Annotated in this window: 19 protein-coding genes and 1 pseudogene; 10 read left to right on the top strand and 10 right to left on the bottom strand. The window is 47.3% G+C overall.

The genetic code is table 11. The features are described from left to right. Window positions 1–948 precede the first annotated feature (948 nt). From EKK48_03375 to dnaE, 5 genes and pseudogenes are all read left to right on the top strand, one after another. A pseudogene (locus tag EKK48_03375) lies at window positions 949–990 on the top strand (hypothetical protein). A gap of 312 nt (window positions 991–1,302) precedes the next feature. Next, window positions 1,303–2,916, top strand: coding sequence for a DNA polymerase Y family protein (locus EKK48_03380; protein RTL45111.1), 1,614 nt, complete (start codon window positions 1,303–1,305; stop codon window positions 2,914–2,916). Window positions 2,917–3,278: 362 nt separating this feature from the next. After that, window positions 3,279–5,996, top strand: a complete 2,718-nt coding sequence (locus EKK48_03385) for a hypothetical protein (protein ID RTL45112.1) — start codon at window positions 3,279–3,281, stop codon at window positions 5,994–5,996. A 252-nt stretch (window positions 5,997–6,248) separates the two neighbouring features. Continuing rightward, window positions 6,249–6,623: a hypothetical protein gene (locus EKK48_03390; protein RTL45113.1), complete on the top strand. Its 375-nt coding sequence runs from the start codon at window positions 6,249–6,251 to the stop codon at window positions 6,621–6,623. 312 nt (window positions 6,624–6,935) lie between these two features. Beyond that, window positions 6,936–10,088 (top strand): DNA polymerase III subunit alpha, encoded by a 3,153-nt coding sequence (gene dnaE, locus EKK48_03395; GenBank protein ID RTL45114.1) that lies wholly within the window; start codon window positions 6,936–6,938, stop codon window positions 10,086–10,088. Window positions 10,089–10,287: 199 nt separating this feature from the next. Here the strand turns inward: dnaE and EKK48_03400 are convergent, their stop codons facing one another. Further along, window positions 10,288–10,776 carry a hypothetical protein gene (locus EKK48_03400; protein RTL45115.1) on the bottom strand — a complete coding sequence of 163 codons (489 nt, stop codon included), beginning with the start codon at window positions 10,774–10,776 and terminating at the stop codon, window positions 10,288–10,290. Window positions 10,777–11,067: 291 nt separating this feature from the next. Here EKK48_03400 and EKK48_03405 point away from each other — a divergent pair, with 291 nt between their 5' ends. Further along, window positions 11,068–11,691: a methyltransferase domain-containing protein gene (locus EKK48_03405; protein ID RTL45116.1), complete on the top strand. Its 624-nt coding sequence runs from the start codon at window positions 11,068–11,070 to the stop codon at window positions 11,689–11,691. Between the two features lie 11 nt (window positions 11,692–11,702). On the opposite strand, the gene EKK48_03410 is transcribed toward EKK48_03405, so the two are convergent. From EKK48_03410 to EKK48_03430, 5 genes are all read right to left on the bottom strand, one after another. After that, a complete protein-coding gene (locus tag EKK48_03410) occupies window positions 11,703–12,869 on the bottom strand; it encodes a cysteine desulfurase (protein RTL45117.1) in 1,167 nt (388 codons plus the stop codon). Between the two features lie 127 nt (window positions 12,870–12,996). Next, a complete protein-coding gene (locus EKK48_03415; protein RTL45279.1) occupies window positions 12,997–13,395 on the bottom strand; it encodes an Rrf2 family transcriptional regulator in 399 nt (132 codons plus the stop codon). A gap of 429 nt (window positions 13,396–13,824) precedes the next feature. After that, window positions 13,825–14,970, bottom strand: a complete 1,146-nt coding sequence (locus EKK48_03420; protein RTL45118.1) for an ABC transporter permease — start codon at window positions 14,968–14,970, stop codon at window positions 13,825–13,827. 10 nt (window positions 14,971–14,980) lie between these two features. Then, on the bottom strand, window positions 14,981–15,943 hold the full coding sequence (locus tag EKK48_03425) for an ABC transporter ATP-binding protein (GenBank protein RTL45119.1): 963 nt from the start codon (window positions 15,941–15,943) through the stop codon (window positions 14,981–14,983). Then, a complete protein-coding gene (locus EKK48_03430) occupies window positions 15,921–17,354 on the bottom strand; it encodes an HlyD family efflux transporter periplasmic adaptor subunit (protein RTL45120.1) in 1,434 nt (477 codons plus the stop codon). Before EKK48_03430 ends, EKK48_03425 begins: the two co-directional genes overlap by 23 nt. Before the next feature lie 416 nt (window positions 17,355–17,770). Here EKK48_03430 and EKK48_03435 point away from each other — a divergent pair, with 416 nt between their 5' ends. Further along, complete coding sequence (locus EKK48_03435) at window positions 17,771–19,150, top strand: MFS transporter (GenBank protein RTL45121.1); 1,380 nt, start codon at window positions 17,771–17,773, stop codon at window positions 19,148–19,150. 15 nt (window positions 19,151–19,165) lie between these two features. Here EKK48_03435 and EKK48_03440 read toward each other — a convergent pair whose 3' ends face one another. Continuing rightward, window positions 19,166–20,104, bottom strand: coding sequence for a hypothetical protein (locus EKK48_03440; GenBank protein ID RTL45122.1), 939 nt, complete (start codon window positions 20,102–20,104; stop codon window positions 19,166–19,168). A gap of 169 nt (window positions 20,105–20,273) precedes the next feature. Further along, complete coding sequence (locus EKK48_03445; GenBank protein ID RTL45123.1) at window positions 20,274–20,471, bottom strand: CsbD family protein; 198 nt, start codon at window positions 20,469–20,471, stop codon at window positions 20,274–20,276. 186 nt (window positions 20,472–20,657) lie between these two features. On the opposite strand from EKK48_03445, the gene EKK48_03450 reads away from it, so the two are divergent. Beyond that, a complete protein-coding gene (locus EKK48_03450; GenBank protein RTL45124.1) occupies window positions 20,658–21,215 on the top strand; it encodes an FHA domain-containing protein in 558 nt (185 codons plus the stop codon). Window positions 21,216–21,292: 77 nt separating this feature from the next. On the opposite strand, the gene EKK48_03455 is transcribed toward EKK48_03450, so the two are convergent. Both EKK48_03455 and EKK48_03460 read right to left on the bottom strand, forming a co-directional pair. Next, entirely contained in the window at window positions 21,293–22,381 is a 1,089-nt protein-coding gene (locus EKK48_03455) for a hypothetical protein (protein RTL45125.1), read from the bottom strand. A 141-nt stretch (window positions 22,382–22,522) separates the two neighbouring features. Then, window positions 22,523–24,307: an FAD-dependent oxidoreductase gene (locus tag EKK48_03460; GenBank protein ID RTL45126.1), complete on the bottom strand. Its 1,785-nt coding sequence runs from the start codon at window positions 24,305–24,307 to the stop codon at window positions 22,523–22,525. Here EKK48_03460 and EKK48_03465 point away from each other — a divergent pair. Together EKK48_03465 and EKK48_03470 are read left to right on the top strand one after the other, a co-directional pair. After that, entirely contained in the window at window positions 24,240–25,805 is a 1,566-nt protein-coding gene (locus tag EKK48_03465; protein ID RTL45127.1) for an acyl-CoA carboxylase subunit beta, read from the top strand. The genes EKK48_03460 and EKK48_03465 overlap by 68 nt on opposite strands. Continuing rightward, window positions 25,748–26,551: a dienelactone hydrolase family protein gene (locus EKK48_03470; GenBank protein RTL45128.1), complete on the top strand. Its 804-nt coding sequence runs from the start codon at window positions 25,748–25,750 to the stop codon at window positions 26,549–26,551. The genes EKK48_03465 and EKK48_03470 overlap by 58 nt, the downstream gene beginning before the upstream one ends. The last annotated feature ends 40 nt before the right edge of the window (window positions 26,552–26,591 follow it).

Consider the following 26,591-nt stretch of genomic DNA (forward strand, 5'->3'; position numbering starts at 1 on the left):
TTTTTTGCTGGTTTGCTTTTGTGAATTAGTGATTTTTTGCTGCCCTGATTTGAAGCGGGCAAGAGCATAGATATATGAGGGCTTTGCGTCTCCTTCCAGTTTTTAAGCGATATCAGCTTAAGATTGAAAAATTGAGTGTTCAACTGATATCGCTTTAGTTCGTGGCATGGGACTGAAATTTCTTGTGGGGGACGGGTTTTTGGGAATCGAAGGTGACATTAGTATTTGTCGGGCTGTGGGAATCGGTTGGGCCTATTTTGATTCAGACTTCAGTGCTGTCCGGATTTGAAATATTCATTGACACACATACAAAAGTATGGTCTAATTGGAATACTTATAAAACCGAAGAGACACTAGCGAGACACAACGGACGCACCATCCGTCTCGTGATTCAGCATCGTTGTTACACGTTGCTGTGTGCTTCGAATTGGTTTTAAAAATAAAGTGATGGCGCGTGTATGTGTGGATTGCAGTGATTGCTATCCATACGACCGCGTTTGACGTAACAAGGGAAAAGGTTTGTTAGATGCAATTGCATCTGCGCTTATTTGTGCGCCTAGATTATGAATCAGCAGAGCGTTATCCAATTAAAAGAACAATTTGAGCAACTATTTCCCGGAAAATGGGTTGTTGATTCACGTACTCATAAGAATATTCAGACCGGAATACCAGAAGTTGATTTTGGTATTTTGCATGGGATTTCAAGGAAACGCATTACTGAGTGGTCCGGAGCATTTTCATCAGGTAAAACGAGTGTTCTGCGAGCAATCGTAGCGCGATGGTGTGCTGCCAATATGCAAGTTGTGTATATCGATACATTCGATCGATTAAAAGCTCGTGACTGGGCATTCGTTGAATCTGGTTATGCTGGCGCGTCGCCATTGAATATGGTTCCGAGTGAAGCAAAGGAACCGGGTAGATTTTGGGTCGTAAGAAATTTGAAGGGACCGAAGATCGAACATGATGCGCTTTGGGCGGTTGAGCAATTGATCCGTTCAGCAATGTTTGATGTATTGATATTTGATCTCGGTAGTAATTTATCTATATCGAGCAAAATTTCGGCGCGTTTACAACGATCTTTAGAGAAATCCAGAACGGCTCTAGTTTTGCTGAAAGATGAAGAGAGCACCAGTAATGCTAATTCTTCTTGGGGCTGTCAGTCACGATTGTATTTTGAGTGGTCTCCTTCAAACGTGCATTGCGAAATTGGTTTATCCGGAGTGGTGTCAATCATTCCTTCGATAAAAACTGATCTGTGGAAAGAAGGAATGACGAAAAGTGTTGAGGTGAATATTCGATCTCATGTCTCGAATTGCTTGTTTACGCATCCCCAAATTCCAGATCGCCGTACACCAAAAACGTGAGCCTGAACTGAAAAGAAAGGCATTCGTTTTGTTGGGTGATGCACAAAAGCAGACTGACCAAATCAATCTCAGTCGTGCTCGTGTTTTTATGTGCTCAGATAGTGCCAGTAAAAAATTTGTTGTAGCCGGTATGAAATGGCCGGAAGCACGAGCTACCTGTGCAAATTTAAGTTGGCGCCAATGTGATGTTAAATCATATCGAGAAGCACAAAAACAAATCGTCAATGAATTGGTCATTTGTTCTCCTAGAGTATCTGCAAAAGAACCAGGAATCTTTATTCTCGATGCCGCTGGAATGCAGCGATTAGGGGGTGAAGGGAAGCTTTGCCGTGACTTGTTGCGATTGGTCAGTAAACTTGGATATACCAATGCGAATGTTGGTGTTGCTGATTCTGCTTTTGGTGCAATGGTTGCAAGTCGTTCAAAAAATCGTTGGTACATTGTTCCGCCTGGAAGAGATAGTGAATTCCTAAACAGGTTGCCAATTTCCCATCTGGCTTTAGATAGTGATTTGCAAGATGTATTTGTTGATCTCGGTATCAAGTCAATGGGGCATCTCGCTGAGATTCCTGTAGATAACTTGGCAGAAAGATTTGGACGAGAAGCAGTAAATGCTCAACAATTGGTGCTAGGTTTTGATAAGTTTCAGCCGAATATTCCGGTGCTAGATAGAAAATTTGGTGCTAGTGTCGAAATTGATGGACCGATTGAATCGCTTGAGCAGACTGTTTTTTTGCTCAAGTCGATGTTGGACCATTTACAAACCAATCTGCAGAAGGAAGGTTATTGCGCTGAAGAATTGTTGATTCGATTTTTCAATGACGATGAGTTGTTCTATGAACGGTTAGTCAAACTTGTGCGTCCATCATATAGTTCAAAGTTCTTGCTTGAAGTCTTACGATTGACGATTGAAGCACATCCACTGTGCCGAGAATTTACTGCGATTCGATTGGAAGTTAATCGCTTTTGCAAAGAGTCGTTTCAGCAAAGTAAAGTAGAAATTGAATCAAATGCGAATTCAATTGTAAGTGAGCAGCAGACGAATTTATTGCAGAAATTTCTTACCAGGCTTGGTCAGAATTCACTTGTACGACCGCTTGCAAACGATCAACATTGTCTTGATTCTTCAGGTCTATGGGTTCCTGTATTTGAAGCTAATCAAATTGATAGTCAGATCGTTTCAACATTCAAGAATGACTGTAGCACGATGAAAAATTCTGTGCCGGTTGAAACAGGTTATATTGAAGCAAAGATTGGGAAACGAGGATTAACAGCCGGTCTTGTTTTGAAGCAGATACCAAAAGCGGTGCCGGTTTTTGTTGAATTCAGTGATAATATTCCGAATGCAATTGCCTATCATGGTAAGTGGTATAAGATTTTGAATATTACAGTCTCAGAATGCCTTTCGGGATTGTGGTGGGAAGAGCAGTTTCAAAAATCTTACTATGTTGCGCTAATTGAACCAAAGTATGAGCCCGGTTCGTGCATGCTTGTTTTACTGGTTCGAGATCACATGCACAAAAATTGGTCAATCGAGGGAATTTTTGATTAGCGCCGGTCTGACTGGGACCTGGCGTGGGGTGCCTCGGACTCGCCGGTGTGAGAGTACCTGTCGGGTTGTATCCGCAGCTGTATCGTGGTGAGCCGCCAATGTGCCTTGGGCGCCTGAGAAGGACCCATGCCTCTGCGTCGCGGGCTGACCACCTGGCACGCCCCGCAGATTAAACGTGCCGGACTACGTAGTTACCCCATTTAAAGCCCAGGTTCACTGATGAATAATGCCTTCACTGGCAGAAATACTGATAATTTGGCGTTTAATTCCGGTGACACATTTTGGTAGCGTTTTTTTGTTCCAATTGAACTGTTGATTGATACCGATTTCTGTGTTGACGATTCTAGCGAAGGTTTATGACATTGGGCGATAATCTTGAAAATGTGAAAATTGAGCCGAAGAAGGACACTCAGTCGTCCGGGTGGCTGATGGATAACATAGCGCATCCATTCGTCAACGCTGCCGTTATCGATCCCATTAACGCTGTCGCTTCGGTTTCAGAAGCTGTCTCAGGCAAACATTTGCCACGAGTTGATTTGCTCTCCGTGCCGGAAAGCAATGGCACTGCCTCGTGGTTAGCGCAGACTTTTTCAAGCGGTGTAGGAGCGATCGCTCCTTACGTTGTTGCAGGCAAACTCACAGGCGGAGCGATGGAGAGCGGCGGACGCTTTCTCGAGTCCAACAATTTCATCAAAGCTGGTGGACTGAGCGCCAAGTTTTTGTCTAGCGAGCGCTCAGCCATGATTATTGGTGCTGGTCTGTATGGTGGTGCCCGTGACCCTGTCGGTTCAGAGAGCCGAGCCAGCAACGCTGTCGGCAGCATGGTCGGATTCGGAATGTTTGAGTACGGCAACGCCATGACGAAAGGACTTTCGCTTTCGAAGAGTATCCCGTTGCGAGCCCTGGTTGGAGCAGCTGGTGGCACCACTCAGATGATGATTTCCGAGCAGAGTCTTGGAACGCCAGACAGCCTTATGAAGGCAGCATCATCTGGTGCTGCGCTGAACTTATTCTTGCCGGCTGTTCAACATGGAGTCGGTAGAGCCGTAGACGCGGCCAACGTTCGTATGGGGCGACCCATTCCCGTCGATCACTTCGTGGCGCGTGAGAATTGGACCGACAATGCCCCCCTTCAGGATCTGGTCGGTCGCAGCCCTCTGACTCGTGTCCAACGCGTATCTACCGGAGAAACCAGTATCAATCAAGACAGCAACGTGGTCAGGCTGGGTCCGGCAGATGGACCAGAAAAACTAGGACACGAAGTCAGTCACCGTATCAGCGCTAAACAAGCTGAACCAGAGCTGAGAGCTGCTGCCGAACTGCTCAAAACAGATCCGGAAGCGGCAAAGCAGAAGTTTATCGATATTCGCACAGCGCAAGAAAAAGCTGCGCTGGAAGCCGAAAGCCGTGTCAAAGCGGCTTTGGATACGCGATCGCCCTATGCTGACACGAATCCGGAAATCATCCAGGCGCTTCGCGTCAATAGAAACTTGACTTATGGTGATTTGTTCAAGAGCGAGGCCGCGCAATTCGAAGCCACCAATGGAAAGTTCAGACCGCAGGCAGATTTTTCTGGAAGCGATTATCGTGGCAAGACTGACAGCGGACTGCATCTCTTTGTTTATGAAAAGCCCACCGAAAATCCCTTCGGTGGTGAGGCGAAGATCATTGCGTACGAAACTAACGACAACAAATCATTCCAGCGTTGGACAAAAGAAGACGCCAAAAATGACGAGAACGGCAGAACGTGGGGCACTATAGAAAAGTTCAAAGATCCAGTGGACACTCCATACGGAACGTCGACTCTCGTTGAATCATTTCCTGATCGTTCCACTGCCTATCACATTATCAAAGGCACTAATGTTGCCGACAACACGGTTCTGCGCGTTTACACCCAGGGACTCAAAACAGATTATGGGCTGGTGACATCTACAGTGACACACCCAGATGGTCAAGTCGACTACGGTAAGATGGACGGTACTTCTGCCACCAAATACGCAACTCCGCGCGAAGATTGGTACGGAAAAGTTTCCGTTGAGGACACTAAAGCTGATGGCACAACCTTCTATCATCTTACAGATGGTGCAACAGTAGAGTGGTATCCAAATCCTCTGAAAGTTCAGATCGCAATGGCGGATGGCTCTGTGCGGGAAGTTGAAGTCTCAACTGCATGGCGAAGCAACGGTAAAGCGTCTCATTCTATGATCGATAAAATATTAGAACGTGGCGAAGTACCTGCTGATGCTGAACCTGTCAAAGACTCGGCGCCGGTCAAGAATGAATACATTCTGAACGATGCAAACGAGACCACGTTCGAGCAGATTAATCATCCTGATCACATCGAGATAGTTGAACGTCCGCAAGGTGGCGCAGAGTCTTCGTTTAAACCTACATACGTGATGGAGAACTACAGTTCTCCTATGGATTCGCCTGAGGGGGCAGTCAACAGAATTGTGAGAACTTTCGACAGCACCATTTATGATCTTGCTGATGGATCTGGTGCAAAAGTTCAAGTCTACGATCCGAACCATCTTCGTTCGACAGATTACGGTGACGTCAACCGTGTCCTATACGCTAGAAACGATTTTGTTCAATACGATAAAGTAAATGGCAATAAAGTTCTGACGAACACAGAGAAAACTATCGATACAAATTATGGCCCTGCTAAAGCCATTGAGACCGCACCTGACGGCACCGAATATTATCACCGTCCAAATGGGGCAGTTGTAGAATCGTATCCAGAAGTAGTGAGCTCGAATCGTGGCTCAATACAGGCGTTTGAGAAGACCGCCAACGGTTTGACTATCTATCTACCAACCGCAGACGGCAGTTTCTACTCCCTGGAATTGAATTTCTCATCAAAAACGAGCACTGCGAAAGATGCAAGCGGCAACTTGATTCCTGATGGTGTAAAACCACTTGAGAAGCTGGTAAGGCAATTTAATCCTTCTCAGTATCCTGATGGACGACTGATTCCAGATGTTGGAAATGTGCGCACTATCGAAACTGATACCGATGGTTATAACACCTATCAAATGACCGATGGCACCTATAAGACTGACAAACCCGCTACGCCTTAACTAGTGAGAGATTTGTCTCATTTCGGGATTTTTAACCGATATCGCTTTTAAGTTCGATTTGTGTGCTTAAACTGATATCAGTCTAAAATCCAGAAAACAATGTTTTTTGCTGCTGTACATGCCGTTAGAGTGGCTTTCTTGAGCACTATTACGCTTTTACTTTAGCAACGGAAATTTCGGAATTTTCGGCACTTAATCATTTTCGATTTCGTCCCTCATGTTCGATATTCGACTTTAATTCGAGGTGATGATATGACGACAGTTGTTAATAACTCTGGAACGGCCCCGGTAGTGCGCAAAGTTTTGCTTTCCGGTGGTGGAAACAATAGGCGAATTTGGGATGCTAGCTATGATCATCTCTACGTGATTGAAGTTGCACCAGCTCTTGGTTCTGCTGCTTTGCCGGAGGGCAGTTTCAGCGTCAATAATGCAGTCATTCGGCCTCTGAGATACAACGCTACAGGAAAGTATGAGGCAGTGGGCGCGGAGAACTTGGAGATATATGAGTTTGTTGGATTTGAGAGCATGCTCGTGATTGAGCGCCCGAGTCTTAGCAGTTTAGACGTATTGAGAAGCGAGTCGGGTATAGCGGTGGTTAACGAGGATCAGGTTGTCGTGCGGAAATAGCAAATACTAGAATGCGCGCTCTTAAAAGCTTGCCACACATAATTTTGTATGGTATGCTGTATGCAGAGCAGTGAAGTTGAGCAGCTTGCTGTCTTCCGCAGATCATCACTCCTGTGGTCGAGAGTTTGCTTGCTTTTGTAATGAGTGCTTTGTATTGCGTGTTTTCTGATTGCCGTGCTTAGTTGCCTGCAATTGCGATCCATGCTTTGCAATGCGGTTGTTTGTAATCTGTCGTGCTTTGCAATTTATGCTTTGCACTGACTGCTTTTGAGCTACTTTTTAATTGCCGTCAGCTTTAGAGAGTTATGAGTATTGTGCGCCTCGTATGCTGAGTTGCATTGTCATTCGGCTTTTTCATTTCTTGATGGTGCTTCGGTACCTGAGGAATTAGCTTATCGTGCAAAGGAAATCGGTTTAAGTGCACTAGCACTTACCGACCATGATGATTTGGGTGGAATTGTTCGATTTGCCAGTGCAGCTAAGGAGCTTGATCTTAATGGAATAGTTGGTGCTGAGCTGACTTTAGAAGATGATTCACATTTGATTGTATTGGCTCAAGATCTTCAGGGATACAAAAACATCTGCCATCTCATAACTCACGCACGCTCGACTTGTGCACGTGGTCGTCCGCGTGTGCCTTATGAAAAATTGTATGAGCGGTCGAACGGATTAATCGCGTTGACCGGTTGTCCGCATGGTCGCGTTCCATTAGCTCTGGCTGTTGATGATTTTGAACAGGCTAAAAAAGCAGCCTTTGAACTGAAAGAAGTATTTGCTGACAGGCTTTACTTCGAATTGTGGAATCATTACCTGCATCAAGAGTCGATTATTGCAGCACGACTTTTAGCATTGTCGAGTCAATTGTCAATACCATGGGTGGTGACAAACAATGTACATTATTCGCATCCGGAAAAGAGGATAATTCACGATGTTCTAACTTGTTTGCGGCATGAAGTGACACTTGCTACGGCCGGTACAAGATTGCGTCCCAATGGCAGCTGGTATATGAAGTCACCGTCTGAGATGGCTCATCTATGGAGGAATTATCCAGAAGGAATAAAAAATACTTTGGTCGTCGCTGAGCGTTGCCAATTCAGATTGGGATTATTAAAGCCGCCATTACCAAATTTTGAAGTTCCAGTTCAATATGCCGATGAAGTGACAACACACAATGGATTATTAGAAAAATTGGTGTGGGAGGGCGCCGCATCAAGATATTCCAATTTGTCCGAAAAACATGTCAATCAACTCAATCATGAGCTGAGCATGATCACCGGATTAGGACTGGCTCCCTATTTCCTGATTATGTGGGATATCGTGAATTTTGCTCGACGAAACGGTATTGCGGTTCAGGGTAGAGGGTCTGCCGCTAATTCAGCAGTTTGTTATTGCTTATTCATTACGGCTGTTGATCCAATAGGGATGGATTTGTTGTTTGAACGATTTTTATCCGAAGGACGCAATGAACCTCCAGATATTGATTTGGACATAGCACACCAGGAGCGAGAAAAAGTTCTTCAGTATGTTTATGAAAAGTATGGACGCAATCACGCAGCAATGGTTTGCGAAGTGATTACGTACAGAGGACGTTCCGCTGTTCGTGATGCCGCTCGTGTACTGGGGTTCTCTCAAGAACAAGCTGATAAGCTGGCTGCGGAGTCTCATTATTTTGAAGCTTTGCAGGCAGCAGAGCAACTGGTCGCTGGTGGTATCACTGCAGCGGGCTTGGATGTTCATGATGCCCGCGTTCAGTTACTAATCAAAGTGGTTGCTGGATTGCACCAGTTGCCTCGACATCGTTCCATACATGTAGGCGGTTTTGTTTTATCGGCAGAACCTATAGGTGATATTGTGCCTGTGGAACCAGCATCAATGGCTGGTCGCACGGTCATTCAGTGGGATAAAGATGATCTCGATATGGCAGGATTGATCAAAATTGATCTTCTCGGGCTCGGCATGCTCATGATGATCCAGGAAGGATTGAAGCTAGTTAAGAAGCATCGCAATATTGAAATCGATCTCGGGCAGCTGGATATGAATGATCCAAAAATCTACGACATGCTTAGAGCTGCAGAAACAATCGGTTTGTTTCAGGTTGAATCACGTGCTCAGATGAGTATATTGCCGAAGCTCAACCCGACTTGTTTTTACGATATCATCGTCTCCATCGCTTTAGTTCGACCTGGTCCTATTCAGGGAAATATTATTCATCCGTATTTACGTAGAAGACGTGGTGACGAACCTGTCGTTTATTTGCATCCTACGCTTGAGCCGATATTGAAACGCACTTTAGGTGTGCCGCTATTTCAAGAACAAGGTATGAAATTAGCGGTTGTTTCTGCCGGTTTCACGCCTTCGCAAGCGGATAATCTTCGTCGAGTAATGAGTCATAAACGCTCTCAAGAAAAGATGGATGCTCTTTGCGTCGACCTTGCGATTGGTATGCGCGCAAATGGATTTACGGAAGTTGCAATTCAAACGATAACCCACCAATTGCGTGCTTTTGCAAACTATGGATTTCCAGAAAGTCATGCTGCATCGTTTTCGCTGCTTGTTTATGCATCTGCATTTCTGAAACTTTATTACGGTCCTGAATTCTATTGTGCAATCTTGAATGCACAGCCCATGGGCTTTTATAGCCCAGCAACTCTGATTAGAGATGCGATGCGCCGCAATATTGAAGTGCGTCCCCCCGATCTTGCTGCGAGTTCTTGGGATTGCACCCTTGAAAAACGTAATGATGGTGCTCTTGCTTTGCGAGTTGGATTGCGTTTTGTTGAGGGGCTCGGCAGTCGATCTAAGGCATCATTGCAACAGGCTTGGGAAAATGGTGGCAGCTTCAAATCATTAGATGATGTAATTAAGCGAAGTGGATTAAGTCATGCCGAGTTGAAGATATTGGCCCGAGCTGGAGCATTTGAATCGCTATACCCAGGTAGGCGAAAGGCATTATGGGAAACATTGGCTAAGCTAAATAAAAAGCGGGAAACTCCCTTGCTTGATCTGCTGCAACCTGTACCTGTTTCACCAGAAATAAAAGAGATGACCAGGTTGCAAGAGATTGTTGCTGATTACAACATGATGGGGCTTTCAACTGGTGAGCATCCAATGTATTTTTATCGTCAATGGGCAACCAATAATGGTATCAAGTCATGCCACCAACTCAAAGAAGAATTGCATGATACGAGAGTTACTGTAGCCGGCTGCGTGATTTGTAGACAGCGACCAGAAACTGCAAAAGGATTTGTTTTTCTTACGCTGGAAGATGAAACAGGAATGGCAAACATAATTGTGAAGCCTCGTGTCTTCGACGAATATCGTCGAACTGTTTTAGGTTCGAGTTATTTATCGATAACTGGCAAATTGCAATCAGAACAAGGTGTGATCAATGTGATCGCAGAACATTTTGAGCAACTGCCTCGATTGCCTGGCGATCCGCATATCCCGGCGCGTAATTTCCATTAGCTAATGCCTATTAGATAGTAATAGCTCAATCAATCTGATTCGGGATTAAGAGACTCGCACTAGCGCGACACAATCCGGAGCGGGATTAAGAGACTCGCACTAACGCGACACAATCCGGAGCGGGATTAAGAGACTCGCACTAGCGCGACACAACCCGGATCGGGTTTAGCAGCTACACTGAATTGCACTAATTCGGTTTTTACCACTCGGCGTGCGCAAACTTCCAGCGGAATTTTGATGTCTCGTCTTTGGGTCCAAAGTGCACTTCTGGATTCATTGGCGGTGAGGATACGATGTACATGGCATCGCCATTGCGGTCAACGCTTCTGACCGTAAATCCATCGCCGTCCGGCTGAAGAATATATACGCTTGCATCCGAGCCGAGTATTGCTGTTGCGTCGGAAATCGGGTGTGGGTTGAGATAAAGTTGCGTCGATTCGCCAGCAAGCTTGATGTTGTATTTATTAGTCGGCTTGTGGGTAACGGGATCTTCTTTACGTGTAATTTGCCACTTTTGCGTCCCGCCTTTGTTGAACTCATAAGTGAGAACATTTTGACCTGCGGAGCCCCCTGCCGGTTGCATTGCTTGATCATTCAATGCGTTGATAATGAAGTATGTGCCGCTGTAGGGCAATGGATCGCTGGGATCCGCGTCAGCCATGGCCGGCGCACTTGCTATCAGTTGCATTGTGACAACTGCTGAGATAAATCCCCAAGGTTTCATGGTAGTCCTCCAACATGATCTGACCCAATTATAGGCATATTAAGCCTACGACAGAGCCGAGAAAAATAGGAGCAGAGCGTTGTCAATTGAACTGTCACGAAAACCACCAACAGTCAGGACATGGCCAGACCTGCATATTGTGGGAATATCACACATGGGCTGGCCAGTTACTTATTAAGGTAGCAGCCATTCTTCCGTGGTATGAATTGAATTATCGCCGCCTTTGACCGACGGCGGTGGAAGTCAGGAAGCAAGATGGACGCGAAGAAAATCCCCACGGTGGAAACAGTAGAGTTCTGGGAAGGACTTTATCAGCGTGCCATTACTCCATGGGAGTTGGGAACCTTCAGTCCTCCACTCAAAACCTTTTTGGACTCACCTTATCGAGTACCGTTGGGCAGAGTTGCGGTTTTAGGAGCTGGTACCGGTCATGATGCACTGTTGTTTGCGTACTATGGATATCAGGTAGTTGCATTCGACTTCGCACCATCTGCGGTTGCATCGACAAGAGCAAAATTCGCACAGTATGGATATCTAGGAAAGACAGCAGAAGTAGTTCAACATGATATCTTCGACTTGCATAATTATCGAGGATATTTTGATTACGTACTTGAGCATACATGCTTTTGCGCAATACATCCGGCACGACGAAAAACTTATGAGCTTGTCGTCCGCGATCTGCTGAAACCGGAAGGTAAGCTAATCGCGCTCTGGTGGCTCCTCGAGAGACAGGGGTCAGGACCACCATTTTCTGTCTCGAAGGATGAACTCTTCGAGCTTTTTTCTCCGCACTTCCGATTCGACCTGGTGCATGAGCCTACTGATTCAGTGCCTGACCGCAAGGGGCAGGAGCTGTTTACTCTGCTGTCGAAATACTGATCACATTTTGTTTAAGCTACTGTCGAAATATTGATCACATTCAGATTTTTTGCATTGATGAAGATTTCTGCGAGTACACCTGCGGCAATTTCGCATTCCTCTGCGGAATTGAGTACTGATGCTGAGATGCGCGCCGAACCTAGTCCCTCATCGTGAGTGTAACCCATTTGCTTGAGCACATAAGAGGGATGTCTGCCCGAGCATGCTGATACGCTTGAAATTGAGATGCCACGCTCATCCGCGGCTTCAACGATCTGTTCGCCGATCGCTCCGCGCACGACCACACTTACGTGTCCTGGAATTCGCTTACGCGGATCGAGGGGACCGGTCAAATTAACGTTGGGAAGTGCCGCAAATTTGTCTGTGAGTATTTTCTGCAACTTGCGCAAATGTGCTTGATTCTGATCCATGTGCACGTTTGCTAGTTCTGCAGCTTCGCCTAAAGCAACTATTTCGGAGACACCTTCGGTCCCAGGGAAGAGACCGCCTTCTTGTCCGCCACCGAATATGATGGGCAGAATTTGAACGCGCTCACGTATAAACAGGACACCAATTCCTTTCGGTGCGTGAAGTTTGTGACCGGTGATGGACAACGTGTCTGCTGGGACGGTGTTTAGATCTATCTTGATTTTTCCTGCTGCCTGCACGGCGTCTGTGTGGAAGAATATGCCGTGCGCCTTGGCGATTTTTGCAAGTTTCTCGATCTGCTGCACTGTGCCCACTTCATTGTTGGCCCACATGATCGATATGATGCTGGTCTCAGGTGTAATGGCTCTTTCGAGATCACGAGGATCGACGAATCCCTCGCTATCTACGTCAAGTATCGTCAATCGCCATCCTTGCGATTCCAAGTATTTGACTGGACCCAGAGCCGAAGAATGCTCGATTCCACTCGTAATAATGTGCCGACCAAGCCCGTTTTGCTCGACAAATCTCGCGCGCCCAAGCAGTGCGACATTGTTACTGTAAGTAGCACTTGGTGTGAAATAAATTTCGTGCGGTTTTGCACCGATAAGATTGGCTACTTTCTGCCTGGCGATTTCAATTGCTGCCTTGCTCTGTCGTCCGATATGGTGAATTGATGATGGATTGCCGAAGCATGATTTTGACGGTACTGCATAAATGGGCGGCCGCACTGGAGTGGTGGCACTGTTGTCCAAGTATATGTTTCTGTTCATCGGGTTCTTCCGTTAGTAAGTTATAGCCGGTTTTTGTAGCGATTTTGAAGCAGTTTTGAAGCAGTTTTTGTAGCGATTTTGTAGATTTGCTTGCCGTATTATCGATTTCGTGCGGTGTAAGGTTTGTTCAAATGGTGGCGCGTCCTTTAATAAGATCCGCGAGCGTGGTGCCATCCAAAATATTCGAGATCGCATCGCGCACACTTCGCATCAGTATTCGCAGGTTGCAGCTGTCCGGCTCGGGACAGCTTGGACAGGGCTCGTAAGCAGTGACTGACGCGCAAGGGATGGGTGCGAGAGGACCATCCATGAGTCGAGCTACATCACCGAGAATAATCTGCTCGGGATCCCGATTGAGCACATATCCTCCATGTGCACCACGTCGACTTCTAAGGATGCCGGCATTTTTGAGTGTGTGCAAAATTTGATTTAGAAATGGCTCGGGAATCTGTGCTTTCTTTGCAATTTCCGGAGTCGTTGAACCTTGTGTCCGGTCGCAAACTGCCAACTCCATAAGTGCTTTCATCGCATATTCGCCTTTTCTAGAAAGTTTCAAATCGCCAATCCTGCGCGGTTATTCGGTTAATCTGACAAAGTTGACTAACTTTATCAACTTTAGCCACGCTTTTATAATCACATGATCGACCTGGTAAATCAACTATTGACTACTTCGTTTGTCAACAATCGCAGCAGAATGATCGATAAGTGAGCAATCGCAGCAGAGTAATCAATATGTGAGCAATCGCAGCGGAGTGATCGATATGCAATCGCAGCACGTGATCAATATGTGAGCAATCGCAGCAGAATGATCGATATGTGAGCAATCGCAGCACGTTGATCAATGTGTCAACAATCGCAGCAGAGTGATCCATACGTGAGCAATCGCAGCACAGTGATCAATTTGTGAGAAATCGCAGCGTAGTGATCAATTTGTGGAGCGAGTTTTGGTGACTGGTTACCCCAGTGACTTCCGAAATCGTTTGACGCTTAAATAGATCAGTAGGAAACCGAACACCATCAGAGGTAGCACCCATTGCCATAGTGCGCCAAGCCCAGCGCCTCGCAAAATTATGCCGCGCTGAATTTGGAGGAAATAGGTAAGTGGAATTAAGAATCCAAGCCAATTCAGAAATGGTGGCATTGATTCTCTCGGAAAGATGAATCCTGATAAAAGTACGGATGGAATCAGAACAAAGGAGGCTAAATGCATTGCTTGTTCTTGACTGGTTGCTGTGCTGGAGATCAAAATCCCAATTGATAAGGAAACGAACACGAAAATTAGTGTGCAGCCTTCGAGTAGAAAGATGTTGCCATTGATTGGCACTTTGAAAATTAAGTACATTGCGGCGAGCATCAAGTTTGTGCCGATAAATCCAATAACGCCGTTCGGGACCAACTTGCCCAGCATCAATCCCAATGGCTTTACAGGGGTTAGCATTAGCTGTTCCAAAGTGCCGCTCACTCGCTCACGAACAATTGAGTTGACTGTCAGAAACAATGTTATTGTTTGCGCCATGAATCCGATCAGTCCAGGCAAAATAAAGTTGGTAGTTTTCGCGTCAGGATTGAATAACATTCTCGATCGAATATCGATCGGTGGTCTGGCCTGTTTTTGGTTGAGCACGGTGCTGAGAATTTGCAGCGATCGACTTTGCCCTACAGCGATTGCTGTCTGAGCCAGCGAGTTGGCAATGGTTGAGTCTGATCCGTCAATAAGCACCTGAATTTGTGCTTGGGCGCCATCCTGCAATTTGTCGGAAAAGTTGGGCGGAATTATAATTGCGGCTCTGGCATTTCCTGCAACAATCTCATCAACCGCAGCTTCGCGAGAGTAAACGTGTTTTGTGATTTTGTAAAAGTCGGTGGCGATTATTTCATCCATGAGAATCGATGACTGTGGTCGCAGATCCTGGTCGAACACCACCGTTGGTACTTTTCTGACTTCAAAGCTAACTCCGAATCCATAAATGGTCATTTGCACAATTGGAATGATCAGAATAATTGCGACAGTGAATTTGTCATTGAGGATCTCGATCCATTCTTTGGTCATGACCGCATGGAAGCCCCAGAACATGGCTCGAATTTTTTCGAGAATTGACATTGCCTGTCCTCTATTTCTCCGCCGATTTCAAGACTTTAGCTTCTTCATGTTCAGTGAGAGTGACGAAAACATCTTCCAGTGATGGCTTGATAGCGCGAATTTCTCCTACTCCAAAATTTTGTTCAGCCAGTTTTTGCCGTAACCAATCTATTTCAATCTCTTTGGAGACAACGATGTGAAGTGCTCTCCCGAAAATGGTTACATCGGAGACATAGTCCTGGCTGCGTAAAAATTGGAATGTTGGCATGATCAAATTGCAACTGACTTCCAGATGCTTCGTGTTTGGATCATTCACCACGGGTAGTGAACCCAATTCATCAACTTTACCGAGCGCTATCAAGTTGCTTTGAAAGATGTAGCCAACCGTGCTGCAACGCTCCGCCTCGTCCATATAATGGGTGGTGACGAAAAAGGTAATTCCCATAGTCGCTAAAGTAAATAGAAGATCCCAGAGGGCTCGGCGTGCCACCGGATCAATTCCTGCCGTCGGTTCGTCCAGAAAAACAATGGGAGGCTCGTGCACTATCGCACAGGCGAGGGCAAGGCGTTGCTTCCAGCCGCCAGATAGACTGGAAGCTTTTTTCGTCTCTTGTCCAAGAAGTCCGGTAATTTGAAGCACGTCTGCTTTTCTGCGGCGAGACTTTTCGCTACCCAATCCGTATAGCTCCGCATAGAAATCAATGTTTTGCTCGACTGTTAGATTCTTGTACAAACTAAATTGTTGCGACATATAGCCAATGCTTCGCCGCACTTGTTCTGCTTCTTTGATTATGTCGAAACCGTTAACAGCAGCCGTTCCCGATGAGGGCTCGAGCAGCCCGCAGAGCATCTTTATTGTCGTCGTTTTGCCCGAGCCGTTCGGTCCCAGAAATCCGAAAATTTCTCCGCGCTCGACCGTGAAAGAAAGATGATTAACTACTGTCTGCTGCCCATACTGTTTGGTCAGACCGTTAAGGACGATCGCTGCGGACATTTTCTTTTCTCGCTACTCGTTCGAACGGTTGCTCAACCGGAGGAATACTGATTTCAGCATTCATACCACCACGCAGAAGATGCTCTTTATTGTCAATTGTGATTTTCAAGCCGAAAACTTGCGCAGATCTCTCCTCGGCTGTTTGTACATTGCGTGGCGTAAATTCTGCGACGCTGGGAATCTGAACGATTTTGCCTTGAAAAACTCTATTTGGAAAAGCGTCTGCTTTTAAATCCACTTCTTGCCCGACGTGAACCCGTCCTAATTCCCGCTCGGGAATATAGACGCGCGTCCAGATCTCATCCAGTTTTGTGAGCGTTGCCACTGACTGCTGCGGGTTGAATACCGCACCCGGGTGCAAGTCCATCACAGAAACTTCGGCGTCGACTGGTGCCACCACTTGTCTTTCTCTCAGTTGTGCTTCCAGTTCGGCTAGCATGCCTTCGCTCTGTTTAAGCTGTGCTCGTGCTTGTGCAATTTCTTCTGTTCTGGTGCCTTGTTCCAACAAACTTAGAGATTCTTTGGCTGAGAGATATTGCTGGCGCGCAGCCTCGATCTCTTCTGGGCGGGGACCTCGGCGCATCATCTCCTCATTTGCTTTAGCTGTCTCCAGGTGCTGGTGGGCACTTCGGATCTCCTCCTCTCGCGGTCCTGCGAGCATTTTCGTATACGCTTGTTTGGCGGCGTTATATGCTTCCAGCGCTGCATCTTCCTTGCTCTTCAGTTCGATGGCATCTCTTGTCGATACCGCACCCTGCTTTGATAGCGCTAAATATCGCTCAGCATCTTGCTTCTGGAAATCTAATTGCACTTTCGCCTGGTCCATTACTGCTTTTGCCTGGCTGATTTCTTCGCTTCTATATCCGCGTTTGAGTAAGTCGAAATTAGCCTGTGCTTCGCCGCGCAAGGCAGCCGCTTTGGAAATGTCTTCGGTTCTATATCCCCTTTTCAGCATCTGCCAGTTTGCAAAGGCTTGACCTGCTATTGCCCTGGCTTTTTCAATCTCGGATTGCCGAGGTCCATTCGTGAGTTCTTGCAGCTGCGCCTGACTTCGTTCGATTGACGCTTGCAACTGCAGACGTTTGGCTTCCAGCTCGGGCGCTTCAAACTCCACCAGCACCTCGCCTTTTTTGACGTCCTGCCCTTCGCTGGCAAGTACTTTAGCAATGCGTCCGCCGATCTTTGAGGAGACAGGAATCTCCTTGGCCTGGATTGTTCCGGTTACTACAATTGGTCTGTGCGATATGTCAAAAAATATGCTGTGAATGAACCAAGCCAGCACGGGCAATGTCACAACGCTAACAACTAGAAGCGGTCGGTTCGATGCCAGTGATTTTGTGATTCCCACGATTTTGATCTCAAGATTGTGCCCGATTATTCTTTCACTGGAATCTGTCCGCTCGGTGAACAAGAACTATGAATCGCAATTATCATGACTATATTGTGCACCTTAATCTGCCAAATTATTAGTGACGTTGAGTTTTGAGCCTTGTTTGTTACCTCAGAACGCTAAATGATTGAACTTTTGGCGTCTTTGGGCATTTGAACTTTTTGGGGCGCTTTGACGTATTACTTGTTGGATGACCGATTTGCTGGTCAGCTTTTCTGGGGAGTCAGTTGATCAGCAACAAATTTGCGTACGTCTCAGCAAGTCGATAGCTACCATTCGCCTGGTCTATTCGCTCTCGCTTTGCTGAGAACCTGTTGAGGCATGAGCCTCAGCAGGGTACGCATTTATGATTCAGGATGTAAATAAAGTGTATTGGCATCGAACAAACCGAAATTTCCGCTCGTCTGTTATATGCAGTGGAGGAGTCAGAAGTTACTATGTCCAGTCAAGTCAGCGGGACGGATAATTCCGTCAGTCCATTCAGCGATGCCGGTCATGATTCGTCTAACCCGTTTCGCGTGTTTAGAAGTCGAGACTACTCGTTGTATTTCGGCGGACAGCTTCTATCTCAAGTTGGAACTTGGATGCAACAAATTGCGCTGAGTTGGCTTACATATAAGTTGACGAATTCTGCTCTCATGCTTGCGACAGTGACTGTTGCCGGGCAACTGCCGTCATTGCTGGTAATGCCATTCGCTGGTGTCTTTTCGGACCGGTTTAATCGCCATCGAATCATCATTTTTACTCAGCTGTCAGCGATGTTGCAGGCGGGAACCCTTGCCTACCTGACCCTTTCGCATCAATTGCAAATCTGGCATCTCATTGCGCTCAGCGTTTTGATGGGGGTCATCAACGCTTTTGATATGCCGGTCCGCTCGGCATTTGTCATGGATATGGTGCAGCGCAAAGAGGATAGACCGGCAGCCATTGCTATGAACTCCAGTTTGATGAATGTGTCGCGTTTGCTCGGTCCAGCTATTGCTGGTTTCGTAGTGGCAGCTCTTGGCGAAGGGATGTGTTTTGCAATCAATGCCGCAAGTTATGTCGCAGTAATCTCGGCACTTCTTTTCATTCATGGGAATTTCGAACCAAAACAGCGAAGCGGGCTTGGAGTCGTTGCCGAGTTAAAAGATGGATTCATTTATGCAGCCCGCACGGCACCGATTCGGGCACCTATACTTCTTCTTGCTTTATTCGGCTTTGGTGGCATGGCTTACTCGACTTTGCTTCCTGTTTTCGTCAAAAATATAGGAGGCGATGCCAACACGCTCGGATATTTAAGCTCGGCATCCGCGATTGGTTCGATTGTTGGAACAGCCATTCTCGCCACCAGAAAGAATGTTGTTGGGCTGGGTAAGCTGGCTCTGATAAGTTCATACATTTATGGCGCCGCGCTTTTCGCATTCGCTTTTGCAAATAGTCTGCTACTCGCCTTGCCGGTGTTGGCAGTGCTCGGTGCCACCATGATGCTCCAGATGGGATGCTGCAATACAATACTTCAATCAATCGTAGACGACGACAGGCGCGGACGAGTCATGAGTTTGTTCACGATGGCCTATATGGGCACTATTCCTCTTGGAAGTTTGGCAGCGGGAGTAATCGCTACTCACTTTGGATTCCATTCAATGTTGTTCGCTTGTTCTGCATATTGCTTGCTTGTGGCAATCGTTTTTACTAAACAGATGCCGCGTTTGAGGCGGGAATCTCGACCGATTTATGTGGCGCGAGGTCTGCTGAAAGAGGAAGAACAGAAGCTAGGTCAGGGCATTCTGCAAACCGAAGAAGACATCGAACTGGCCACGAAACCGGCGGCTTAAGCGGTGAAAACAGAATCATTTGGTCAGGAAAGGCGACTCGTTATAGGCTTCTTGCTCAATTTTTCGGATCTCACTTCTGTCTTGTTTCGCAAGTTTAGCTTCTTTCAGTGCGTCAAAGCAATTTGCTCGTTCTGTTAAAGCCTGCATCAGTCTTTTCAATGCAGGAAAAATTGCCCGACTTTCCTTATCGATGCTGTCAATGTACTTCTTCTGTTCGGCAATCAACGAATTTAGATCACTCAGAGCCTCTCTCGGTTTGTTCCAGGCGATAAGAGTCTGAGCACGGCGAAGCCTGCCAGCAAAATTCTCTCCTGAGTTGATGATATCGTTTGATATCTTCAGCGCGGTTTCATAGTCGCCGCTCAGTCTTGCGCAGTCACACATTTCCGTGAGCTGTGTTCTAGAACCAAGGCTGCGAGCCAGTTTGAACGCCTTGATAGCCTCTGAGTACTGATGTTGTTTTTGGTAGAATTTGCCTAACTGGGAGGCTGCCTCACAGGCAATACTTCGTTGTTTTGATTTGATCAAAATTTGCAAATCTGAGATGTATTCTTCAAATCGATGTTCGTTTCTTAATTCGTCAGCGCGTTCAGCCCGCACCGTATCGTTTTCGGGATGGGATTTCAGGTAGGCAGAATAGTCTTTGATTGCCTCCTCATCCTCGAACATTTTTCTATTCTGTCTCGCTCGAGCCAGAATCGCTTCGTCTTCTGTTTTTGAATTGCTGAATTTGCTAGTTTGGGCTGATGACGCTTGTCTATCACTTTTGCTTGCAGCTGGTACTGGAGAGGCGATTACCTGATGGATAGTTCCACAAGTCAAAGTGACCACGGCTGTCGAAAATCGGGCGCGTTGGACGGTCGAAATTTTCAAAAACCAACTAAACACGTACGAGTTTGCTCTTTCATCTGCCAGTAGATGCTTATATTCCCGTTCCCTGGAGCCAGCCGACAAATTTGTCTGACTCCTCCCGGGTCCTCATAGTTATTATCCTGCTCTGCTTTTGTTCTGGCTTGTTCTACTCTTGCTCTGCTCTTGTTCTGGTTTGTTCTGCTTTTGTCCCATTAATTTAAAGTCGGACTGCCCGATGAGACAGTCCGACCCGTTTAATATCTAACAGCACCTAGAAGGATTTGATGAAGTCATCCAGTTGCTTTTCAGCCTCTTCCTTCGAATGTCCATAGTGCGACTGAAGTTTTCCAAGTAGTTCGTCTTTTTTGCCGCCGATTTGTGTCATCTCGTCATCGGTCAGTTTGCCCCACTTAGACTTGATTTTTCCGGAGACTTGTTTCCAATCGCCTTTTACTTCGTCCCAATTCATGTATCTCTCCTTATCGGTGAAACCTGTTCAACTCTGGTTTTAAGGCAGTCAGGGACTGGCGAAAGTTCCGGAAGATTAATTCTATAGAAATCCGAAAAATGCCGCTCGCTCTCAAATAATTGACACAACTTCGTCACATCTTTTTCCTATTGTGAATGCATCGAGTCCCGCCAAACCCCTGCGGAGATGTTTACTATGTTCCTTAACCACCCCTTCACCGAATCAGATTCGGGAGCTGTGCTCGTCAGTGTTGACGATAAGCGCACTTTTGAACTGAGTTCGAGTGATACGTTCATTGGCAGGTCGAAAGAAAACGACATCTCCCTTATCGGAGATTTGAGCTTGTCTCGGCGGCATGCGGCTGTCACCTGCGTAGACGGCGTTTACTACTTGAGAGATCTACGCAGTTCCAATGGCACCTTGCTGAATGGAAAGGCTGTGGATGGAATTGTTGCCCTGAAACCCGATGACGAAATCTTTTTAGGGCGTTCAAGATTCCTTTTTTGCCCCAGCGTGCAGAGACTGGAGTCAATTCGCTCATACGTAAGCGAGGCTGAAACGACTGTTCTACGCAACACCAGCCCGGCATTCAACACCAGACTTCAGAACATGATGCTTGCTTTCAGACGCTTGCGTCCCGCTCAACCGGCGCCTGCTAATCCAGAGACGACAAAGTTGAAGCCCTCCATGCAAGCAATGAGAGCCAGCCATAATAGTGAGTTGCTCCGGGGCATTCACCAGTAGCTATTTGCTGTAGCGGAGCGGGCAGCGGATCGAAGCTTGACTCCTCGTGGTGTTTAAGTTCCACCAGGGTTGTCTGGTCACGGCGTGGAATGACTGAATTCCTGTACCATATATAGCTTTCCGCTGGGCGCTCTGACGATACCAACTCCAACACAGGCGTGGTTTGGATCCAGGATGTTGCTACGGTGATTCTGTTCATTTTTCGGTTCACTCATCATTGACGCTTCCGAGTCATGAATTTGTCTGTGGCCCGAGTCGAAACCGCTCTGGTAGGCGATGTTTTCGAACACACCACCTCTTATGCCAGCGTTGATTGCACGTCCTTGAGGGTCAATGCCGTCAGGGTTGACGTGCGCGAAGAAATTTCGCGCCGCCATGTCTTGAGCGTGAGCACGAGCCAGTGCCGTCAGCGCTGCATTCGCCGGAATAGATGGACTGCCGTTTGATGTTCGGTCATGGTTGATTAGCTCAATCATGTACGACTCGTAAGCAGGCATAGACTCGGCTTGTTTTGAAGTTCCGCCGCCCGAGCCGCCTGAGTTATTGCCGGAGCTTGAGCCAAAAGACCCCGATGAAGCAACACTTGTAGCGGAGTGGACGCCCGAAAATTTTGGCAGGTTGAACTGCGCGTTGTACAGTTGCAATCCGCTTTCTGTAGGATGCACGAATACGACTCGAGCCAGACCGCCGTCGCCGGATTCTAAAATACGATCGGCATCAGAGCCTGTTTGGACAACCCGGCTGTTGACCGACAGGAGTACATCTCCTGGTTGCATACCCATACTGGCTGCCAGACCGCTGTTTACAGATCGAAGCAGCAGTCCGCGATTCGATCCGGCAGCAGAAGCTACGTACGCTGCTACACCCGAGGCACCAAGACACGTTGAGAACTCTTCGCGTTTTGACAATTCAAAGATCTGCTTTGGAGGTCCTTGATGAACAGGCGCCGTTTTCTTGGCTGCCAGCAAAACACCGTTCACATCGATTGGGCTACGGTTCTGTGCAAAGCAGTCCGAAGAGGTGATCAGTACGGAGTCACCCACCAGCGCAACCAGTGCACCTATATATAGTATTCTCCTGCCGCAATTACTTCGCGTCATTTTCACTATCTTCTTCGATCCATGCAACATCGATGGGTTCATCAATCGGGTGCTTTCTATTTCCAATTATTCGCACCAGAATCGGCGTTATCACCGCAGCGTAAGCAACTGATGCTGCGAGTAATCCAAGACTTATCGTCAATCCTCGGATTACTCTGCGAGCTGTGTTGGGCCGACCGATGGCTTGATAGAGGATGGGCGACATGTCTAGCTCCTTGCTGTTTTGCCGAGGGCACGATTTGCTGCCAGTCGTGCCGCTGCAATTGCGCTCTCAGCGCATGGTATACCTTGAGTGCTGCTATGCGCAAGTGTGTAGCCACTGTTGGCAGTGCGATTGAATTTTGAGATGCGGGCGTAAAATCCGGGCTTTGTCACCGCCAGGGCGTGTCCCCAGCGGCTCAGAACGACGGTTTCTATATCCTTTTCAATCGGTCCGATTAACTTCACCATCTGATTGACCAGCGACGCTGACAGAGCGCTGCGGTCGCCTTGTTGCAAGACGGAGCGTCCTTCAGATGATGGTGCGTAGGGTTGATACATGGTTAAAACAGAGCCCATCGTGTCAGGATTGTACTTGTGTTGTTCCATGTAAGGTGTTTCGGCAACGACGACGTCTGCAAAGGAGAAAGGCGGCGCAACGAAATTGTCATAGGCACCATTGAATTTCTTCTTTCGCATCAAGATATTAGCGACCAGATAGGAGCCATATTTAAATCCGAGCAAATCAGCTTTCACCGCATCCGGAATATTATGCAGGATACGTGCTGCCACCAGGGGTGGGGCGGTGATGATCACGTGTCTGCAAGCGACCTTGTGCAGTTTTTGATCCGCTCCTGAATAGATCACATAGGACTTGCCATTTGAGCCAATTTCAACTGACCAGACAAATCCTTGAACGCAACGTTCCCCTTTGATTTTGGATGCAATTGCCCGGGCAAGCGCTTGATTTCCTCCGGGGAATACATAGGTCGGTAAAACCAGATCTTCGAGCGAGGCAATTGCGGACAATGCGCTCACTACATCAACCCCTCCGCAGAGTGATGCCTTCAGGTATGAATCGATCAGAGAAACGAATGCAGGCGAACCGCTTTTAATGTAATCTCGGAAAGGGGTCGAATCCAGTTTCTCAAGATTCCCTCCGGCCAGGGGCACTGGAATTCCGTTATGCAGTTCGTTCCAGATCGGTTTGCATTCCGCAAGCAATCCTTTCAGCTCCGAGTAGAACTTGTTCTTTCCTTCCAGTCCAACTGCCCAGGTATTTTCCCAACGCCAGGAGTTTTTCAGAGGCTGCAACTTTGCAGGCGTTAGTTTCAAGTCGGAAATCAATTCACCCATCAGCCCGTCGACGGTGCTTATGTACGCAGCTCCGTATGAATAGTCGACACCACGATAAGTGCTGCCACGAGATTGACCGCCAAGACTGTCGTACTGCTCGAGCAGCAAAAAATTATGATTTTGCAAATAATATGCGCTTGCCAGCCCGGACATGCCACCACCTACGATGACAAAATCTACTTCCTTCTCGGCGTTTTGTGGAAAATCTGGCAGCTCGTGATTTCTCAGCCTGTGCCCTATCGTGAAGTCGTCGCCCGTCCATGGTGCAATTTTGTAGCTGGGTTTGCCTGTCTGAAGCTCTTCTTTGGCCTTAGCCAGGTCCCATCGATTGCAGAGTCCGTAAGCCAGACTCAGGCCGCTGGCTGTTGTCAAATGGCGGGAGAGTGCTTGAAGAAATTGTCTTCGGGAAAATTTGAGGCTCGCCATTGGCTCCAGTTTTCTAGGTTCGAGATGAGATTGAACGCGCTTTGCATCTTCTTTTCCATTATATCCTCGTCGAATATGAGCCGCATAAAACCATCTTTGCGCCTGCATGGCCGTAGAATATGCAGCTATATCCGGTTTATGTCTACAACAGGTAGGAAAAGGGATGGAAGTAACATTGAAGGAAACTGAAAAGAAGTTCTCAGACAAAACTACCCACTTGGAAGAGCGCATCGCGCAAATTCGTAAGGGTGGTGCTCCCAAGTATCATCAGAAGCTGAAAGAAGACAAAAAGCTCTTCGTGCGGGAGCGGCTTCGTTTGCTTCTTGATCCCGGTTTTGAAATAGAAGATGCCGTCTTTGCCAACTGCAACGAGCCGGATCTTCCTGCCGATGGCGTTGTCACAGGCATCGGGCAAATAGAAGGTAAAACAGTATGCTTCATGGGCAATGACTCGACTGTCAAAGCTGGCTCGTGGGGATGGCGGACCGTCGAGAAGATCATTCGTATTCAGGAAACTGCGCAGAAACTGCGGGTGCCGATGATTTATCTCGTTGACTCCGCCGGTGCCAGAATCACTGACCAGATTGAGATGTTCCCGGGGCGTCGGGGCGCAGGCAAAATCTTCTACAACCAGGTGCAGATGTCAGGCTTCGTACCTCAAATCTGTCTTCTGTTTGGACCGTCTGCTGCAGGCGGAGCTTACATTCCGGCATTTTGCGACATCGTCATCATGAACGATGGCAATGCCTCGATGTATCTCGGTTCACCGCGCATGGCCGAGATGGTGATCGGCGAGAAAGTCACGCTTGAAGAAATGGGCGGTGCCAAAATGCATTGCTCGGTCAGTGGTTGTGGCGATGTCCTCGCTAAATCGGAAGAAGAGGCGATTCAGATGTGCAAAGACTACTTGCGCTTCATGCCATCGAACTGCGAACAGCCCGCACCACTATTGCCACCAGTCGACGCCGGCGGCATTGAGAAATCTATCGAACAGATCATTCCTGAAAAGGAGAACGTGCCGTTCGACATGTATCAAGTGATCGACAAGCTGGTCGATGCCGGTACGTTTTTCGAGATGAAGAAGTTGTTTGCAGGTGAATTGATCACCGGTTTTGCGCGGCTCGGTGGTCGCCCGGTCGGCATCCTTGCTAATCAACCTCGTGTGAAGGGCGGAGTACTTTTTGTTGACTCGGCTGACAAAGGCGCTCGCTTTATGATGCTTTGTGATGCTTTCAATATTCCGCTGTTATTCCTTGCCGATGTTCCAGGCTTCATGATTGGCACCAAAGTCGAGCGCGACGGTATCATTCGAGCTGGCGCCAAGATGATTTCAGCGATGTCGTCTGCCGATGTGCCTAAGATTTCGGTGGTAGTGCGAAAAGCGTATGGAGCCGGTTTGTATGCTATGTGTGGACCAGCATTCGAACCGGATGCTTGTCTGGCTCTGCCCACCGCTTGGATTGCGGTCATGGGACCAGAGGCTGCTGTGAATGCGGTCTACTACAACAAGATTATGGAATTGCCTGAATCTGAGCGCAATGCCTACATCGAAGAGAAACGCAATGAGTACAGAGAAGATGTAAACATCTACAAGCTGGCTGCTGAAATGGTTGTTGATGGCATGGTTGCTCCACACAACTTGCGCGGTGAATTGATCAATCGATTTAATGCATACGCCAGCAAACAAGTTACTGGATTCAAGAAAAAGCACGGCGTATTGCCTGTTTAGCGCGATACTCAACGAATGTTTTCTGGAGGATAAAAGAAGTGGATACTGTTTCCGAGAAATTAGTCGTCACCGCTGGTGATGGCGGTAAGTTCAATTGCCTGGTCGAAAAACCGGGGCAAAAAGCCACAGCAGCAGTGATCATAATTCAAGAGATTTTTGGTGTCACCAAATGGCTGAAAAGTGCCGCTGAGTGGTACGCCTCCAATGGTTATCTAGCCATTGTGCCCGACCTCTTCTGGCGTCTCGAACCCGGTTTGAATTTGAACGATAGAGATGAAGCCGACTTGAAAAAGGCATTCAAATACTATGGTGAATTCGATAAGGATAAGGGCATCGAAGATTTGAAGCATGTGCTGAAAGAAGTACGTGCCATGAAGGTCGGCGACGGCAAAGTCGGAATTAGCGGGTACTGCCTGGGCGGTTTAATGACCTATCTGATGGCAGCTCGCAGTGATGTTGACGCGTCTGTTGCTTATTATGGGGGCGGCATCGATGAGTTTCTCGGCGAAGCGCACAACATCAAAAAGCCAATTATGATGCACTTTGCTGAAGACGACGGATACATCACTAAGGACAAGCAAGACAAAATCAAGAACGCTTTTGCTTCGAATTCATCGGCGTCCATCTACACCTATCCGAACACCGATCATGCATTCTGCAGAGTTGGTGGACAGAACTACAATATGCAAGTTGCTGAGCTTGCTAATGGAAGGACGCTTGAATTTTTCAAGAAGAATCTGGCATAGTTCGAACTCAGCTATAGAATTGCGGACCTGGCATTGAGCC

The sequence above is a fragment of the Candidatus Melainabacteria bacterium genome, assembly GCA_003963305.1.
In the GTDB taxonomy this organism is placed as follows: domain Bacteria; phylum Cyanobacteriota; class Vampirovibrionia; order Obscuribacterales; family Obscuribacteraceae; genus PALSA-1081.